Here is a 16,170-nt window from a genome sequence, read left to right as displayed (position 1 = left end):
AAATCTAGTGAAAATCAGAGGTGATGTTGTGGCATATGTTGTGAAATCTGCTGTTAGAGAGCTTCTAAAGAAACTGCGAGTCAGAGCGAGCGAGGACTTCTTTAAGGGATTGGACAGCATGATTGAAGATGCTGTTAAGAAAGCTGCTAAGAGAGCTTCAGAAAACAACAGAAAGACATTGAGAGCCTGCGATCTGTAGAACTCAAGAATTTTTCAAGTTTTTATTCTTTCAATTTTTCTTCTCCCGAGAGCTTGAATGTACTCTATTTCCACCCCTTCTCTGATTTCTCCGCGTAGGTTCATGGGAATCGGTAGCTCAAAAGTTTCGTATGTCGTGAGGTCCATCAACTGGGCATTATTTCCAACAACTGCAAGAACCTGCGCGGTTCCACGCTCGATTATTGGGACCTCGATTTTGGCGCTCGTTGGCTTCACGATCGTGTGTTTTTGACCGTCAAAGATACCTATCGCGTCGATCTTTGCTTTCGCGTGTCCGTGCTTTCCCGGGGCAGAGGTTGTAAAACCAACTATTCTGCAGGGCTCGTTGTCTATCACGACAAACCTTCCTTCCTTCAGTTTTCCGACTTCCGTGATTTCGACTCCCACTTTGTTCACCTCTTTTTCTTTCCTTTTTTGTGTCTTTAAAAGTTTGCTGAAGTTCCGAGAGTTTAATATTCTTCTAAGCATATTACGGCTTGATGAAAATCGGAATCGTGATAAATCCGCTAATAGAGGAAGCTGTCAGATTGGCGAAAAAATTGAAAGAGAAAATCCCAGCGCTGCATGAGCTGTTATTTGACGAAAGAACTGCACGAGCTCTGGGTGAGAAAGCTTCGGATATCTCAGAGGCGGAAGTTGTGATAACGCTCGGAGGTGACGGGACGGTTCTAAGGGCGCATGCCCTGGCTCAAGACGCGCACATCCTTGCCATCAACATGGGCGATCGGGGATTCTTGGCGGAAGTGAAAAAAGACGAGGCTGAGCGCGCCGTTGAGCTATTGCTGGAGAAAAAGCTTGAAGTTGTGGAGAGAACCAGGCTGAAGGTTGAATTCGGTGAGAAAATTCCCGAGGCATTGAACGATGTCGTGATATTTTCCGCAGTTCCGGGCAAAACTGTCACGCTGAAGGTCTCTGTCGATGGTAAAAAGATATTCAGTTTCCGTGGAGATGGTGTCATCGTCTCAACTCCCACAGGAAGTACCGCGTACACCAGAGCTGCGGGAGGTCCGATAATATTCCCGGGCGTGGAATGCATTGTGGTCACAGCAATTTGCCCATCCAGCAAGCCTATCCCGCCCATAGTGCTCCCAGCTAAAAGCAGAGTTGATGTCGAAGTTTGTTTGCCCGGGCAGGAGGGGCTTTTGATAGTAGACGGGCTGGAGAGAGCAAGGCTACCCCACGGAAGTGTGGTAAAAATATCTGCATCTGAGAGTGGGGCAAAGTTTTTCAAATGGGGAGAATTTTGCCGGAGTCTGGAAAAGATTCTGTGAAAAGGTATGTACTTGACACCTCTGCGCTGGTGGGCGGTTTAGTTTTAACCGGAAGGGGAGAGTTTTTCACGATTGATGAAGTTTTGAATGAGGCGAAGGGTCTGTTAACGAAGTCTAGGTTGGAAGCTGGGCTTCTTTCTGGAACCGTAAAGATTCTTTCCCCTTCCGAGAGTTCGCTAGAGAAGGTCAAAGAAATTTGTGTCAGAACGTGCAACGTAATATCCGAAACCGATGCAAAGCTGCTAGCTCTGGCGTTAGACCTTGAGGCAACGCTTGTTACGGACGATTACGCGCTTCAGAATGTGGCGGCGATCATGGGAGTTTCGATCAGACCGATCACAACGGAAGGAATAAAAGAAGTTAGGGAGTGGGAAAAATTCTGTCCGAGCTGTGGCAGAGTTTACGAAAGAAAAAACAAGGTGTGCGAGGTCTGCGGGCATGTTCTTTCCAAAAGAGTGAAGAAGAGGCGCAGGTTATAAAAGATGCGGCTCAAAATGGTGATTGGACTGAGGTGATCTCGTGATTGGTGGAAAACTGGAAAAGCAAGCTTTTGAGATTTTGAAGAACAACTCGGAGATAGTTCTGGAGGTTGTTAAGAAGTTCGAGGAGGTTGTGCGGGCTTACTTTAAAGAGTGGAACTTGGAAAAGGCGGAAAAGCTTGGAAGGGAACTCTCAAGCTTAGAGACAAGAGCGGACAAGGGTAGAAGGGATTTTATCACTCTGCTCACAAGAGGAGCTTTCATCCCGGCTTTCCGAGGGGACTTGGCGTGGTTGGCGGAGAGGTTAGACAGGGTAGCGGACACGGCGGAGGGTGCAATGCGTACTCTTCTTCTCAGGGAGAGTCTGATTAAGGAGTTAAAATCGCTCTCGGCGAAAAATAAGCGAGTAGCTCAATGGAAGGAGAAGTTTATGACGATGGCCGGCGTTATAACGCAGACGGCGGAAATGCTCAGCAATTCTGTGAAAGCTCTGGAGAGAAATGTGGATGAAGCGATCAGAATCGCGAGGAGTGTGGATGACCTAGAACACGAGGTCGATTTGATAGAGCACGAGATAGTTGAGGAACTTTACGAGATGGAGAAACTATTCAAACCGTTAAGCGTTGTACAGCTTGCGGAAATAATAAGAAGAATGGGAAATATAGCCGACAGAGCGGAGGACATGAGCGATTCCATAGCTATTCTCGGATTAACACTCACGACATGAAAATCTATACCAACGAGAAAAGTTGGCAGAACAGAAGGGATATCAAGCAGACAATTAATGGTGTAGCCACCCAAGCCACCGAGATTTTCAAGAGATTTCGCTTGTTTATCATCGAAGACCTTTTCGCAAGACCAACGCCTGCGATGCCACCTACGAGCGCCTGCGAAGTTGAAACAGGAATTCCCAGCTGAACGAAAAACCAGACTGTCATGGCTGCCCCGAACTGTGCAGCAAAGGCGCTGATGGCGTCAAGGGGAACTATTCCTTTCCCTACAGTTCCTATAACTCTGGAGCTGAAAGTTATCGCACCAACGATCAAAGCCAGAGCTCCGAAGACTGCTGTTAATCTCGTCGACCACCCCATTTTGGCGTATATCACTCCAGTCGATGTTCCAACGTCGTTTGCTCCAAGAGTATAGGCGCTGTAGGCTGCGGAAATTAAGATGAGGATGGTCAGGATTCTGTTGATCGCGAGCAGACCTCTTGTTGTTCTTATGAGACTTCGTAGAATGATCATCAGGAGCGTCGCGATTAAAGCCGCGAACATCGGGTTTAAAACCCAAGAGAGAGCGATTCCGCCTATTTTCCGATAGTTGACGCCGACTCCGATTTCCGGGCGGGTTAGGGAGAGGAAGATTCCGCTTCCTAAAACTGCTCCGATCATGGACTGGGATGTTGAGATCGGCATCCCAAAGAAAGTTGCGAGAAGAACCCAGGAACCTGCCGCAGCTAGTATAGCGATAACGAGAAAGGAGAGAGAAGGATCTGCAAGCGGATTTCCACCGACTCCGGGTATCAGAATTCCTTCCCCAACGGTCTTCATGTTTTTCCAGCCTTCGAGAGAGGCTCCCAGTAGAACAAAAAAGGCGACGATTAGAAGAGCACGTTTTTTTGTTATTATCCCGCTACCTACAGCCGTGCCTATGCAGTTTGCGGTATCGTTCGCTCCGATGTTCCAAGCTACGAAGAAGCCGAGAGCAACTATCGCTATTTCTATCAAGGATCACTTACCTCCCGAAGTTTAGATTTCGAGAAGCTGAACGTCCATTGTATCTGTTTCAAGAACTGCTACCGTTCTTTTACCCGTCAAGTAGCCGCAGGCTTCCCCGGGGTTTATGACGAGGCAGTTTCCCCGTATGACCTCTGCCTTGTGCGTATGTCCCCTGACAATGATGTCAAACTGCATAGATTTAGCCAGAGCCTCAACGATGAGTTCGCTAGTTCCGTGTAGGAGAGCGATTCTCTTTCCGGCAATGTTCAGCAGGGCTATCTCCGTGGGCGGCTCCATCCCGAATTCGGCCATTCTTTTGCTGACGAGCAGCCTATCACCGTCATTGTTTCCCCAGACGTAGTAGAGTTTTGCTTTTAGCTTTGCGAGTCTCGGAACCACAAAAGGGGAGACGAGATCGCCGGCGTGTAGGACGACCTCGACACCAGCGGTGTTAAAGAGGTCAACGGCCTTTTCGACAGCTTCGAGTCTATCGTGTGTGTCGGAGATTATCCCGATTTTCACGGTTTCACCTCCATTTCAACATTCTCTGATTTGCTTAAATCAAGTTGAGTCTGCTGTGTTCTAACGCCTAGGAACTCGAGGATCAGATTTCCAGCCGTTTCAACCGCGTTTACGTCCAACTTGTCCGGAAGATCGTCTTTCGTGTGCAACCACTTATAGCTCCTTTTTTTGGCGTTTATCAGACCTTTTTCCACAGCCTTTTTGTCGGTCTGTTGGTCGGGGCTGTCAAGGGTAATGGTGGTAGAAGGATGGCCGGCTGATATCGCAGGCATGTGGTCATGTTTGGCGTAGACAGACCACCAAGGAAGGATTTTGAGTTGGAGTCTGGCAGCAGTTTCCTCCAGTTTTTTGTTCAATTCAAAACTTGTCGTCAGTCTTCTATGAAGACCGTTCCCTTCGATGAAGTAAATCTGACTTCCAAAGCCCACGGTGTCTATGTTTAAGATTGGTGTTCCTCTCGGAATAATTTTCTCCTTGAGAATGTTTTTCATGCCCTCGAGCCCCTGTTCCTCGGCTCCGGTGAAGAGAAAGAAAACTTCGGGCGGATCTTGAATTTCACGGAGACATCTGGCGACTTCGAGGAGGACGGCTACGCCACTCGCATTGTCGTTCGCGCCTGGTGAAAGCTCTTCGCGTTTGAGCATGAAGAGAGCGTTCACGGCTAAAAGAATGAAGCAGGGTGGCCAGAGCAAGGCCCAGTATGCAGAGATTGGACGGATGAGGACGGCGATGGTCGCGATGGAAATCGAGATCGGGAATAGCTTCTTCTTAATCTTTGAGCGTTTTGCAGAATCGTGATGGGCTGACAGGGCGACGACCGGAGGTTTTCCACGAATTCTGGCGATTATATTTATTCCACGCCTGCGTGGTAGCGGCGCGAAAAAGGTGAGAGCAAGCAAGGAAAACCACATGGGGATGGATATCTCAGGTGGGAAGAGGAGCATGAACGGGAGGGAGACTGCCAGGATGATTGAGAAGATTTTTCTCCTCGCACGTCTGTCTGTGAAGATGAAGACCTGCCTGCGGGTTTCAAGTCCGATTGATTTGAGATAATTTTGGATGTAATCTGCAGATAGGGATTCTCCTCTTGTTCCCGAGATGCGGGGGCCTATCCCGTAGGCAAGTCTGTCGATGTGTTCAAAAGCCTTCGAAGTTTCGAACGGCATCTGGAGAACTTATAACCGCAAGTATGAAAAAATTAATTGGGCGGGGGTGGCCGAGCCAGGTCAAAGGCGCCAGACTCAAGATCTGGTCCCGAAGGGGTTCGGGGGTTCAAATCCCCTCCCCCGCACCACTTTCGGAAGACAAGAAAAGCAAAAATTTGGCAGAGACATTAGTCTAAATTGAAAACTCCGGAGATTTCGAAAACCTGATTAAACTTCACGCGGAATGTTCATGAATGAGCTGGACGATCAGAAATCATCTTGAATACGGGGAGGACGGTTATCTCAAAATCGGCGGAGTTGACGCTCTCGAACTCGCAGAAAAATATGGAACCCCCCTCTTCGTTATAAACGAGCAGCGTGTTAGAAAACGCTTCAGGGAGTTTCTAGGCGCCCTGAAGAAAAGGTACGAGAAGGTTAAGGTCTGCTACGCGGTGAAGGCAAATCCCTCTTTAGCCATTCTCAAAATCCTCAAGGAAGAAGGAGCCGGTTTTGAGGTAGTCTCTGAGTATGAACTCCTAAGCGCGCTCAGGATTGGTGCTAAGCCTGAGGATATCGTCTTCAACGGTGCGAACAAGAGCCAGGAGGAACTAGAGCTGGCAGTGAAGAAAGGGATTCTAATAAACGTGGATTCTCTCTCCGAACTTGAGAAGCTTGAGAAAATCTCCAAACGGCTTAACAGGCTCGCCAACATCTGCATAAGGGTTAATCCGGGTGTGAAAGTCCGGACGCACAGGGATCTCGTAACGGGAGCGGAGTACAGCCATTTCGGGATCCACATTCCAGAGGCGAGGAAGGCTTTCGAGCGAGCGGCCGGATCGAAACACATCTCTCTCAAAGGGGTACACATGCACATTGGTTCTCAAATCACCTCTACGCGACCTTTTGTTTTCGCGATAAACAGAATTTTCCGTCTTCTAGCGGATCTGAGCAAAAGCGGAATCAAGCTTGGGCTGGTTGATCTCGGTGGAGGTCTCGGCGTGGAGTACGAGGGAGAGCATCCACCAACGGCTGAAGAATATGCAGAAGCGGTCATCTCAGCCGTGAAATCGAACGTGAAAAAGTACGGGTTGAGCGAGCCTCTTCTCATCTTCGAGCCCGGGCGATATATTCTAGCCGACGCAGGCGTCTGTCTTCTCAAAGTTGGTGTCGTGAAGAGAACGCCCGACGGGAGCAAATGGGTGATTGTCGACGGAGGATCGAACATTCTTCTCAGAGCAGCTATGGGCGTGTACAGGTTCAAAATGATTCTCGCAAACAAAGCTGTAATGAAACCGAGGGAAAGAGTGAACATCGCTGGTCCTCTCTGCTTCGGTGGTGACGTCATCGGTCGGAACGTCAGGCTCCCTCCGGTCGAGGAGGGTGATATTCTTGCCGTTTTCTGTGCGGGCGCTTACACAACCAGCTTATCCCACCAGTACAACATGAGACCGAGACCACCCATTGTTCTCGTCAGCAACGGCAGGCATCGCCTAATCAGGGAAGCAGAGCAGTACAGAGATCTCATCGCGAGGGACATCATTCAGAAATAATCAAAGTAGCAGAGAAATCTTTCTTTACAAAGGTTAAATACCAAACATCCGTCATTGAGAGATTCAAATTTTGATGGTGGGTGATACAGGTCATTCGTGGATAAACTCTTTAGGAGTACAAATGGCTGCTCCAATAGCGAGTCCCGCTGAAGCCCAAGAGGGATCAAGCTTTCTTAATTTCTCCAGACCTTTCCTCTCACATATGAACTGCAGGGAGTCGAGATACATGAGAAATTTCTTCCCTTCTCCGCTGATTCTCCAGTACCTTTTCGCATCCTTTTCAATTTTCTTCTTTCTTTCATTCAACAGCTTTTCGACCTCATGGCATGTCCAAAATCTTTCCGCGTTCTCCACACTCCAGCTGTAGAAGTCTAGCACCGTGTAGTCAGCAATCCGCAGATGAAGCTTCATATCTCTGTTCGTTAGTTTTTTCGACGTCCGCACGCTTCCTGCCTCGAGAGGTCTAAGAAAACGCACAGATTTCTCATCAAGGGCAAAAATGGGACTGATATAAGCCGAGGCGAGCACAACTGCTTCCGCTGCGTTTCTTTCGATTCTCATGTTTGTCAGAAGCTCAACGAGTTTTTTGAGTTCTCCGCTCGGATAGATGAGCTCGACAAAAGGCTTTTTGATTTCGATTTTTTCTCCGAGACTCGGCGGAATTCCAAGATTCCGATAGCGGAAATGTTTCATCAACCACTCGATGCTGCTGGCCGCATCCTCTTGCTCAAAGAAAAGGAGGACCCCTCTGAGGTTTTTGACAGTTGCCGCATACTTCGTCAGCATGCTCTCTTCAAAAAAACTGGATTTTTAAATTATTACAATGATACATTAAATCCCGAGAGTGAAGGCACGTTTTCATGGCATGCCTCTTTTGATCCATTCCCTAAAGAAAATGTCCGAGATCTTGTTTTTCTCGACGAGACCGCGCTTTTCGAGCAACTTGAGGGCTTTCCTCACATGGGCGGGTGATCTCAAGCCGTACTTCGAGATAAACTCCATTGAGTATGGTCCGATCTCTTCCTTTGCGAGACCTTCCAGAAGTCTGCGCTGCAAATATGTCAGATTTTCCCAAATTTGCAAGTAGTGAATCCTCTCGTGGAAAATTATGTTTTCGACGGCTTTCTCCACGGTCGATTTTTCCTCGACCGTTCTCGACATAAACCAGAGTTCATAGCAAAGCTGCTGAGTGAAGGACGGATGACATCCTGTTATCTCGAGTATACGCTCAACCGCTTCCCCGCTTATTCTCCCACCAGTTCTCTCAAAGCAGTCGGTTATGTAACGTGAAAACTCATCTCGCGGAATTGGTCCCAGTTCCATGGGTCTGCCGAATCTGTAAAAGGCCCTGCGTTCTTCGCTGAATATTTCATCCAAGAGATGTCTTCTGCTTCCAGTAAAGATGTAAACTACATTCTTATGGTGCTGGAATCTCGACCTCATGAGTTTTTCCATTTCTTCACCGTCTAAATTTCTTATCTCCTGAAATTCGTCAAAGGCCAAGATGATTTGCAGTCCATGCTTCTCAGCAACTCTCTCAGGCAGATCCAAAACCTCGCTGATATCTTCCTGCACGGGGGTCCTGGAGAATTCAAACCTGATTTTACCGTCCGGAGTGAGAACCATGTCTATCTTCGTTCTTCGGAGAAAATCGCCCAGAGATTTCCTTATTTTTTCAAGAGTTCCATACACGGAATTCGCAACATTCTCTACAAGCGTTCTGGCCAAGATCTCTCTGCTCGGGGTTCCGAACATGTCAATCAAGATCGGAACGTACGGTTTGTTCAGTCTTCTGAAGAACTCTTTAAGCAGAGAGGTTTTCCCCATGCCGCGGGAGGAATAGATTATCACGCTCTTTCCAGATTTCACGTGGGCTTTCAGTTCTTCGAGTTCTTTCTCACGGTTGATGAATTGCTTTCCACTCACCGCTTTCCCGTACGAGAACGGGTTTCCCAGCTCCTCCGCAGGTTTTATACCCATCAGTATACTTTTTGGTATAATACCTTTATTTATACCTTTTGGTTTAATTAAACAAAACTCCTCCATTTGCGTCGAGTATTATAGGATGAGGTCTCAGAAGATGGAAATCCGAAGGAAAATCTGGAGGATTCTCGAAGAGACCGGGGTTGCGAGATTCCCGAAACCGGTGGAGGGCAGGATTCCTAACTTCATCGGGAGTGAGAAAGCCGCTGAACGGCTTTGCTCATCAAGACAGTACCGATGTGCAGAGGTCGTCTTGGTCAGTCCAGATTCTCCACAACTTCCGGTTAGGCAAGCCGTGCTGATAGACGGAAAAAGACTTGTGATGGCTTCCCCCAGATTGCGCATAGGTTTTATCGAGGTTTCCGGAGCCGTAAATCCGCGCGAGGCCGCAACGATAGGCGGAGCGATGAAATTCGGAAGGGAGATAATGCCATGGGATCTGAAAGTGGACCTCATTGTGGAAGGTTCAGTTGCTGTAGATTTGAGTGGTGGGAGAATCGGGAAAGGAGGGGGATTCGGAGATCTAGAGTTTGCAATTCTGAGGGAATGTGGAGCTGCCGAAGAAAGCACACCAGTTGCCACAACCGTCCACGAGCTGCAGATCGTGGAGAGCGTACCGGTTGAGCCTCACGATGTTCCGGTCGATATCATCGCCACACCCGAACGCCTAATCGAGACCGAGAAAAAACATCCAAAGCCTAGAGGAATCATCTGGGAGATGGTAGGTCGAAATCAAATGGAGGAAATACCACTCCTGCGTATTCTGCATCATAAATCGATTTAAACAATCTAAAATACATCCAAGAATTGTGCAGATATCCTATCAAGAAATGTGTAGCCGTGAAGGCAAAAGATTGCGCCGTGGAATGTACTATCGGTTGAAGAAAAACTACAGCGTGATCTTGATGAATACTTCATCAGATGTACCCTATGAGGATTTTTGGGAAGAAGCGGGCAAGATTCTCATTTATGAAGGTCATAATGCCTTCAGGAGAAAAGGATGTCCAGACCCAAAGAGCATAGACCAACCGTATACGACGAAATCCAGAAAGCTGACGCAGAACGGTCTTTTCTTTGAGGCCGTGAAGGCCTTTAAATTGGGTAAAAGAAAAGCAGAGCGGGTAAAAGTTTATGAGAAGATCGCCCCGGGAATCTGGAAATATCATGGATTTTTCAGATTGGTCGACGCCTGGCGCATACGAAAGGACGGACGTTATGTTTTCAAATTCAGGTTGCTAGCGGAAAAAGAACTTTAAGCCCAGCGCGATTGCAAGAAGCGCTGCAGCAACCCCCACGACTATTGAGGTCAGATCTTTTTCCTCGTACACGTTGATCTCTTCGGCCAGATTATCGACAGAAACGACATGTTTTCCAGCTTTGTAAATTCGAATCCGAAAACTGATTTCAATGTTTTCGGAAGGGCCGAGCGAGACAAGCATATTTTCAACCTGCACACCATCCACTTTCAGAATAACTTCGTAAGTGCCAGAAGTGTTACCAGAATTTTTAACAACCACGATCACTTCAAGCTTTTCGCCTTTCTTCACCCTCTCTTTTGAAACATTCAATCCGAGAATGATGAATTTCGTCTCAAAGGAGACTACATTGAATTCTACACTCAGCTCCCCGATGGTAACCGTATGCTTTCCGGGCGTCGTTAGGCTCTGAGTAAAATACACCCTTCTAGCTTCTCCTGGCTGCAGTGTGATGTCGATATTGTCGATAACATCGTTGTCGATCAGAAGTTCAATCCTGCAAGTGCCGGCGAGATCTCCAACATTTTTGATGTCAACGAAAATCGTCACAGGTTCTCCTGAAAGAACCTCATGTGGTTCTACGTTTAGATTCTCGAAAATGAAGCGGGCAGCTTCAGCTGGTTCCATTGCCAAGGAGAAATTTCTAACTTTAGGCGAATGTATCGAATTTGATGTCTGAAGTTCGAGGATTATAGACAGCTTCTCTGTGATGATGTTTTCCACCCAGATCTTTCTGTCTCCTTCGAGAGAAATGGGTCCGAAGACCCCGACCGCATACTGGTTATCCAATAATAGCGTGAGGTATACATTTTCATCAATTGATCGAACAACCCCGTATTCTACCGAGATGAGTTTGACAGGAAATCCGAACTCGAACCATCCAGAATTCCAGCTTTCGGAACCACCTGCGAAGCAGGCGGGATCGTCCGCGTCCCACCTAGCAACAAGCGCTTGGTCTTCCACTAGTCCGCCCAAGAATAAAGTTTGGATTTCTTGAGAATTCAGAGCCTTGCGATAAATCCTTATGTCATCCATCCTGCCCCTGAAGTTGAAGCGCCGCGATTGCTCGATTCCTGTTTGTCCTGCTAGGCCGAGCGATTGATCGGAGGGGCTTGGATCAGCGATTACGCTTCTCTCGAAAACCAACTGGGCGTCGATAAATAGTCTGTCGAATCCATCACTTCTTGAGTGAACCCATGTCAGCAGATGCCACTCCTCACTTGGCATCACGTATCTGGTGTTCACCACTCCGCCATCTCGGGTTTCCAAGATAACTTCATCCTTGGGTCCTCCCCATCCGCTCCCGGCAATCCAAAGCTGGTAGGATTTCTGGCTGTAGTTCGCACCCCACTTACTGATGATTCTGTGAATCCCCGGCGTGTGCACGTAGTATATCCATGCCGAGATCGTGAACTCAGAACCCAAGTTTAGAGAAGAGGAAGACGGCACGGTTATAATATCGTTTACACCATTGAACTCGAAAACCCAGTTCGTTCCATCTTTGACTATTAGCGGATCCTCATGTTCTGCGTTCGAAGAGATCTCTAATACTCCATTGTTTCCGTTCCCCGACAAATCTCGGACAATTTGTGACGGAATAGGCTCGATTTTCAGAGAACTATTTTCCTCCACAAGTCCCTTGGTTACATTTCTCCATGGAGGGAATCTCAAAATAGTGGGGAAAGGCTCAGCTCTAACTATTACGTAATGATTTTCGACGGAGATAACATGTTCGCCCGCCCGGTAGAACAGACAGTCAAAAACTACGAGATTTTCCTCTCCTCTTACAATCACAGGTTTCAGCATGTTTTCGTTATCTATTTTTACAACGATGTATCCGACAACGGTCGCCGGAAGCGGATTTCTCACTCTGATTGTCGCTTGGAAATTTTTCCCGATTTCTACTTTTTCAGGCGCCTCTAAACTCTTACATTCTAAAGGAGTCCATGGAATATACTCTCCAGAGGGAGGCATGTCGTCTGGATTGACCCCCCATTCATAGTTCGGTTGAGGACCCATCCAGAGCTCAAGCGTTCCGCCGGCGGCTATTTCCCAGTGCCAAAGCCAAGGTCTGTTAAGCGGTTTTCCGTTTAGTTTGGCCGACTGAATATAAACGTTCTCTTTTGAATTGTTATGAGCGATTATTGTGAAATCTCTTCCGCCGTAATGATAATCGGGCAGATGGACGATGATTTTTTAAAGAGGGGACTACCGATTTCGTAGTGAAGACCGACTGGGCAGACCGGATAAAATCCCATCGCCGAGAAAACAAACCAGGCAGATGTTTGACCGCAATCCTCATTGCCACAGAGTCCCCCTATCTTTCCAGTTATCGTCCAGTATCTGGTCTCCATGATTTTTCTGACAAGTTCTTGTGTCCTCCAAGGTTTACCCGACCAGTTGTAAAGGTAAGCTACATGTTGACAGGGCTCATTTCCGTGCCAGTAGTAGCTTGACCAGTCGTTCCCCTTCCTCCACACTGAGTGATCAAAGAACCAATCGAGTTTTGCGTTAAAGATGTCTCTACCGCCCATCGCGTCTATCAAACCCTTCACATCGTGCATCACATGCCAAGTGTACTGAAATGGCGTTCCTTCAGTGATGTAGGAATACCACTGAGTTGGAGAAAAATCTGTAGGATTCGTCCAAGATCCATCTAGATTTCTGCCACGTACGTATCCTCTGTAAGGATTTCCGGGTTCACCCGGTGCATTTGGATCGTAAACGTTCCTCCAGTATCTGGATCTCTCGAGGAAGTATCTGTGTTCGTTTTCCCTTCCGAGAGCCAGTGCAAACATTGCCAGCGCATAATCGTCGTACGAGGACTCAATTGTGATCGAGGTGGCTTCCCCCATGACGTTGGCCGGCACATATCCCAGTTCTGTGTAATATTCGACTCCCTCTCTCGCCTCGAAGAACGACGGCCCCGGACGCGTCGCGTGTTTGTAGCATAACATATATGCAGTTTCGGCATCAAATCGAACAAGTCCTTTCAGGTATGTTTCGGCAATGACGGAATCAGCATGCGTCGCAATCATTATTCCAGAATATCCTGGGTTGGGCCACTTCGGAATCCACCCACCTTCGATCCCCATTCTGGTAAGCGACTGGCACATATCTTCCGCTTCTCTTGGTTTGAGGAGTATCAGGAGGGAATGTTCGGCCCGAAACGTGTCCCAGAGCGAAAAATCGTTGTAGTATTCTCCCCACGCACACTCGTGGATTTTGTTGTCGAAGGCACTGTAGTATTTTCCATACTCGGAAAGCTGGCTCGGTTCCAGCAGGCAGTGATAGAGAGCCGTGTAAAACTTCACGAGGTCCTCTTGGTTTTCGCTTTCCACTTCTATGCGTCCTAGTTCTTTATTCCAGATTTCTCTCGCGGTCCTCCTCACGTTTTCAAAGTCCCAGCCGGGAATTTCTAGGGCTAAGTTCATTCTCGCCTGTTCATAGCTTATGAAAGACGTTCCGACCTTCAGGAGTATCACATCGCCGGACTGCACTGCATAGTCTGCGTGTGCGAGCTCTCCAGAAGCCGCCGAAGACTGCAGGAAGGGTTTTTCGAATCGGACGACATGAAAACCCTCGATCGAGCTACCATACCCGTGTTGCACATTATGTACGAGAATCTCGGAGTTCTCATGAATAACAAAGGTTTGTCCGCCCGCATGTGCGTCCACCAGAACGTACGCTGCTCCTGATCCGAGATAAGTCAGCCTAAAAATAGCACAATGCATCGTCGCTGTTATCTCAACTTTTATTCCGAACTGATCTATCAGGATGCATGACCAGTAGTCCGGATGCGCTTCAACGTTTTCCATTCTGACCTCTCTCTGGGCGGGTGTGAGCTTCAGAGATCCGGCTTGTGGCTGGATTGTCAGACATCCGTAGTCGAGCATCCAGGAACCCTGCGGGGCATGTGATCCTCTGAACCCAGTTATAGTGTTTTCTCCCCAGTAGGGAATCTCTGCTCTTTCGGTCTCCTTAGGTGACTGTGGAGTCCACTGGGTAAAACCGAACGGAAGGGAAACTGCTGGGAAAGTCCTTCCGTCCTCACCTACCCCAATGAAAGGATTGACATAGTCGGCAAGATTCTCGGGAGCAGGCATGCTTTCGGCATGGATATTTTTGAACAGAGTGAGAGTCAGAATGGTGATTATTAAAGCGGTCAGGATAATTTTGTCTCGCATCTGGAATTTCTTTATCTTCCGAGTTTAAGGTGATATTGTGACCCTGCCGAAGAAAATAGCTGTGGTCGGCGCCTCTCCTAACAGAGAAAAGTGGGGGTGGAGAATTTACAACAAGCTAAAATCTCTTGGATTCGATGTCTTTCCTGTAAATCCCAATTATCCCGAAGTCGATGGAGAAAAATGTTACTCCTCTCTGAAAGATCTGCCGGTCAAGCCGGATCTTGTGATAACGGTAGTTCCACCGCGGGTGACGGAGAAGATTGTCGAGGAGTGCAGAGAACTTGGCATAACAAAAGTCTGGATGCAACCAGGATCTGAGTCAGAAAGGGCGATTGAGTTCTGCAGAGCAAACGGGATCGAGGCTACATACAATGCATGTTTCATCGTGGATTTTCTTGGAGAAAGCTGGTGATTTTCAAACTTCAGGGATTTCTACTGTCTCCCACTCGATCTTTTTTTCATCTATTAGCTTTTTGATCTTTCTTTCGATCGGCGTGAGCTCTCGGCTCTTTCCAGTTTTTACGTCCAAGAAGATTATTTTTTGTGGTTCACCTTCCTTGTATCCCTCGAAGACGATGTAGTCTACCGGGGAGCCGATGAAGCGTGCATCAGCCGGCTCATGCTTGAAGGCAGGGAGAAGCGGGGCAAGCTGTTCTCCTATTTTTCCTTTCAAAACCGCCCGACTCCTTTCCAGAATCTCCGCTTTCAACTTTTCTTCGAACTCCATTCTCCATCTTTCAAGCATAGTTCTAAACTTCCATTGGTAGTATTTTGAAGCCAGGAAGATTCCAAAGAGGAATCCGGCAATTATAAAAATAATCTCGATCATTTGGACACCTTACAAGAATCTTGAGGCATGCCTAAACTTTTTCGGCAAGACTTCTGGATTAAGGGCCAGCGCAACTGCTCCGAAGAGGACAGCATCTTCGCCGAGTGGTGTCGTCACAACTTTCGGCTTTCTGTTTCTCAGATATTTGGCTATCCGCTTCTTCGCGGGCTCGACGACAAGGTCGGAATCCTTCAGCGCGACACTCCCTCCAAGCGTGAGAATAGACGGGTCATACACGTTAACGACGTCGGCTAGACCCACTGCGTTTAACTCCGCTATTTCCATGACGAGTTTGAGAGCGAGTTTATCTCCGCTTCTCGCTCTCTGATATATCTCCTTTGAACCGAGCTCCGATAGGTCAGATTTCTCGCCCATCTCCTCAAGCCTCATCCTTACGAAGTTTGGAATATTTTTACCAGAACAGTAGGCTTCCCAGTGTCCTCTTTTTCCGCAACCACACTCGAGCCTACCGGCTGGATCTACAACGATATGTCCGATTTCGCACGCGTTTCCATCTTTCCCGAAGAGAAGATGACCGTCAACGATTGCACCCCCACCTATTCCCGTCCCGATCCCGACGTACACGACGTTTTCTTCCCCCTTCCCGGCTCCAAAGATGGCTTCACCCAGCACGGCCGCCGAGCAATCGTTCAGCAGACATACGGGAATCTCCAGCTCTTCCTCTAGAGGTCGGACGAGCGGGACCCTTGGAAATGGTATATTGGTTGGTTTCATCAGCTCGCCCTTCGCCAAGTTCATTGGACCGGCTGAGGCTATGCCAACCGCTGCTAGTTTTTCGATTTTTGCCTTCTTGCAAGCCTGCGAGATCATCGTGAAGAGTTGTTCGACGATTGCTCTCTCACTTCTCACATCGATTGGCTCTTTCAGAGAAACCAGAAATCGACCTTTCTCATCCGCGACAACACACTTTACTTTTGTTCCTCCAATATCAATTCCAGCGACGAGTTTCATCGGTTTCAAGTAGGTTCTTCCCCTAAAAAACTTCTCGGA

Annotated in this window: 18 protein-coding genes and 1 tRNA gene; 9 read left to right on the top strand and 10 right to left on the bottom strand. The window is 47.9% G+C overall.

Annotated elements, in window-relative coordinates; all coding sequences use genetic code 11:
• Window positions 1–7: 7 nt before the first annotated feature.
• Window positions 8–199: a hypothetical protein gene (locus tag QXF64_04685; protein MEM1689775.1), complete on the top strand. Its 192-nt coding sequence runs from the start codon at window positions 8–10 to the stop codon at window positions 197–199.
• Window positions 200–213: 14 nt separating this feature from the next.
• Here the strand turns inward: QXF64_04685 and QXF64_04680 are convergent, their stop codons facing one another.
• Complete coding sequence (locus QXF64_04680) at window positions 214–615, bottom strand: translation initiation factor IF-5A (protein MEM1689774.1); 402 nt, start codon at window positions 613–615, stop codon at window positions 214–216.
• Window positions 616–698: 83 nt separating this feature from the next.
• Between QXF64_04680 and QXF64_04675 the strand changes: the two genes are divergently transcribed.
• The 3 genes from QXF64_04675 to QXF64_04665 are packed head-to-tail and all read left to right on the top strand — an operon-like array spanning window position 699 to window position 2,696.
• Entirely contained in the window at window positions 699–1,490 is a 792-nt protein-coding gene (locus QXF64_04675) for an NAD(+)/NADH kinase (protein ID MEM1689773.1), read from the top strand.
• Entirely contained in the window at window positions 1,451–1,969 is a 519-nt protein-coding gene (locus QXF64_04670) for a hypothetical protein (GenBank protein MEM1689772.1), read from the top strand. Before QXF64_04675 ends, QXF64_04670 begins: the two co-directional genes overlap by 40 nt.
• A gap of 40 nt (window positions 1,970–2,009) precedes the next feature.
• Entirely contained in the window at window positions 2,010–2,696 is a 687-nt protein-coding gene (locus QXF64_04665) for a DUF47 family protein (GenBank protein MEM1689771.1), read from the top strand.
• A gap of 4 nt (window positions 2,697–2,700) precedes the next feature.
• Here the strand turns inward: QXF64_04665 and QXF64_04660 are convergent, their stop codons facing one another.
• The 3 genes from QXF64_04660 to QXF64_04650 are packed head-to-tail and all read right to left on the bottom strand — an operon-like array spanning window position 2,701 to window position 5,375.
• On the bottom strand, window positions 2,701–3,696 hold the full coding sequence (locus tag QXF64_04660; GenBank protein MEM1689770.1) for an inorganic phosphate transporter: 996 nt from the start codon (window positions 3,694–3,696) through the stop codon (window positions 2,701–2,703).
• Between the two features lie 21 nt (window positions 3,697–3,717).
• The gene (locus tag QXF64_04655) at window positions 3,718–4,209 is read right to left on the bottom strand and encodes a metallophosphoesterase (protein ID MEM1689769.1); all 492 of its coding nucleotides are present in this window, start codon (window positions 4,207–4,209) and stop codon (window positions 3,718–3,720) included.
• The gene (locus QXF64_04650) at window positions 4,206–5,375 is read right to left on the bottom strand and encodes a M28 family peptidase (protein MEM1689768.1); all 1,170 of its coding nucleotides are present in this window, start codon (window positions 5,373–5,375) and stop codon (window positions 4,206–4,208) included. The genes QXF64_04655 and QXF64_04650 overlap by 4 nt, the downstream gene beginning before the upstream one ends.
• A gap of 40 nt (window positions 5,376–5,415) precedes the next feature.
• On the opposite strand from QXF64_04650, the gene QXF64_04645 reads away from it, so the two are divergent.
• Both QXF64_04645 and lysA read left to right on the top strand, forming a co-directional pair.
• Window positions 5,416–5,503: transfer RNA gene (locus QXF64_04645), tRNA-Leu, on the top strand.
• 105 nt (window positions 5,504–5,608) lie between these two features.
• Window positions 5,609–6,904 (top strand): diaminopimelate decarboxylase, encoded by a 1,296-nt coding sequence (lysA, locus tag QXF64_04640; GenBank protein ID MEM1689767.1) that lies wholly within the window; start codon window positions 5,609–5,611, stop codon window positions 6,902–6,904.
• 90 nt (window positions 6,905–6,994) lie between these two features.
• On the opposite strand, the gene QXF64_04635 is transcribed toward lysA, so the two are convergent.
• Window positions 6,995–7,690 carry a hypothetical protein gene (locus tag QXF64_04635; protein ID MEM1689766.1) on the bottom strand — a complete coding sequence of 232 codons (696 nt, stop codon included), beginning with the start codon at window positions 7,688–7,690 and terminating at the stop codon, window positions 6,995–6,997.
• Between the two features lie 72 nt (window positions 7,691–7,762).
• Entirely contained in the window at window positions 7,763–8,884 is a 1,122-nt protein-coding gene (locus QXF64_04630) for an ATP-binding protein (protein MEM1689765.1), read from the bottom strand.
• Window positions 8,885–8,984: 100 nt separating this feature from the next.
• Between QXF64_04630 and QXF64_04625 the strand changes: the two genes are divergently transcribed.
• Window positions 8,985–9,671 (top strand): 5-formyltetrahydrofolate cyclo-ligase, encoded by a 687-nt coding sequence (locus tag QXF64_04625; GenBank protein ID MEM1689764.1) that lies wholly within the window; start codon window positions 8,985–8,987, stop codon window positions 9,669–9,671.
• Window positions 9,672–9,717: 46 nt separating this feature from the next.
• Window positions 9,718–10,143: a YDG/SRA domain-containing protein gene (locus QXF64_04620; protein ID MEM1689763.1), complete on the top strand. Its 426-nt coding sequence runs from the start codon at window positions 9,718–9,720 to the stop codon at window positions 10,141–10,143.
• On the opposite strand, the gene QXF64_04615 is transcribed toward QXF64_04620, so the two are convergent.
• On the bottom strand, window positions 10,123–12,162 hold the full coding sequence (locus QXF64_04615; GenBank protein MEM1689762.1) for a LamG-like jellyroll fold domain-containing protein: 2,040 nt from the start codon (window positions 12,160–12,162) through the stop codon (window positions 10,123–10,125). The genes QXF64_04620 and QXF64_04615 overlap by 21 nt on opposite strands.
• Window positions 12,163–12,284: 122 nt before the next feature.
• A complete protein-coding gene (locus QXF64_04610) occupies window positions 12,285–14,330 on the bottom strand; it encodes a GH92 family glycosyl hydrolase (GenBank protein MEM1689761.1) in 2,046 nt (681 codons plus the stop codon).
• A 37-nt stretch (window positions 14,331–14,367) separates the two neighbouring features.
• Between QXF64_04610 and QXF64_04605 the strand changes: the two genes are divergently transcribed.
• Window positions 14,368–14,742, top strand: coding sequence for a CoA-binding protein (locus QXF64_04605; GenBank protein ID MEM1689760.1), 375 nt, complete (start codon window positions 14,368–14,370; stop codon window positions 14,740–14,742).
• A 3-nt stretch (window positions 14,743–14,745) separates the two neighbouring features.
• Here QXF64_04605 and QXF64_04600 read toward each other — a convergent pair whose 3' ends face one another.
• Together QXF64_04600 and QXF64_04595 are read right to left on the bottom strand one after the other, a co-directional pair.
• Complete coding sequence (locus QXF64_04600) at window positions 14,746–15,159, bottom strand: Holliday junction resolvase-like protein (protein MEM1689759.1); 414 nt, start codon at window positions 15,157–15,159, stop codon at window positions 14,746–14,748.
• Between the two features lie 9 nt (window positions 15,160–15,168).
• On the bottom strand, window positions 15,169–16,131 hold the full coding sequence (locus QXF64_04595) for an ROK family protein (protein ID MEM1689758.1): 963 nt from the start codon (window positions 16,129–16,131) through the stop codon (window positions 15,169–15,171).
• Window positions 16,132–16,170: the final 39 nt, after the last annotated feature.

It is taken from the genome of Candidatus Hadarchaeales archaeon (assembly GCA_038823825.1).
Classification (GTDB): Archaea; Hadarchaeota; Hadarchaeia; order Hadarchaeales; family Hadarchaeaceae; genus JAVZGN01.
This window is presented reverse-complemented; position numbering and strand designations above follow the sequence as displayed.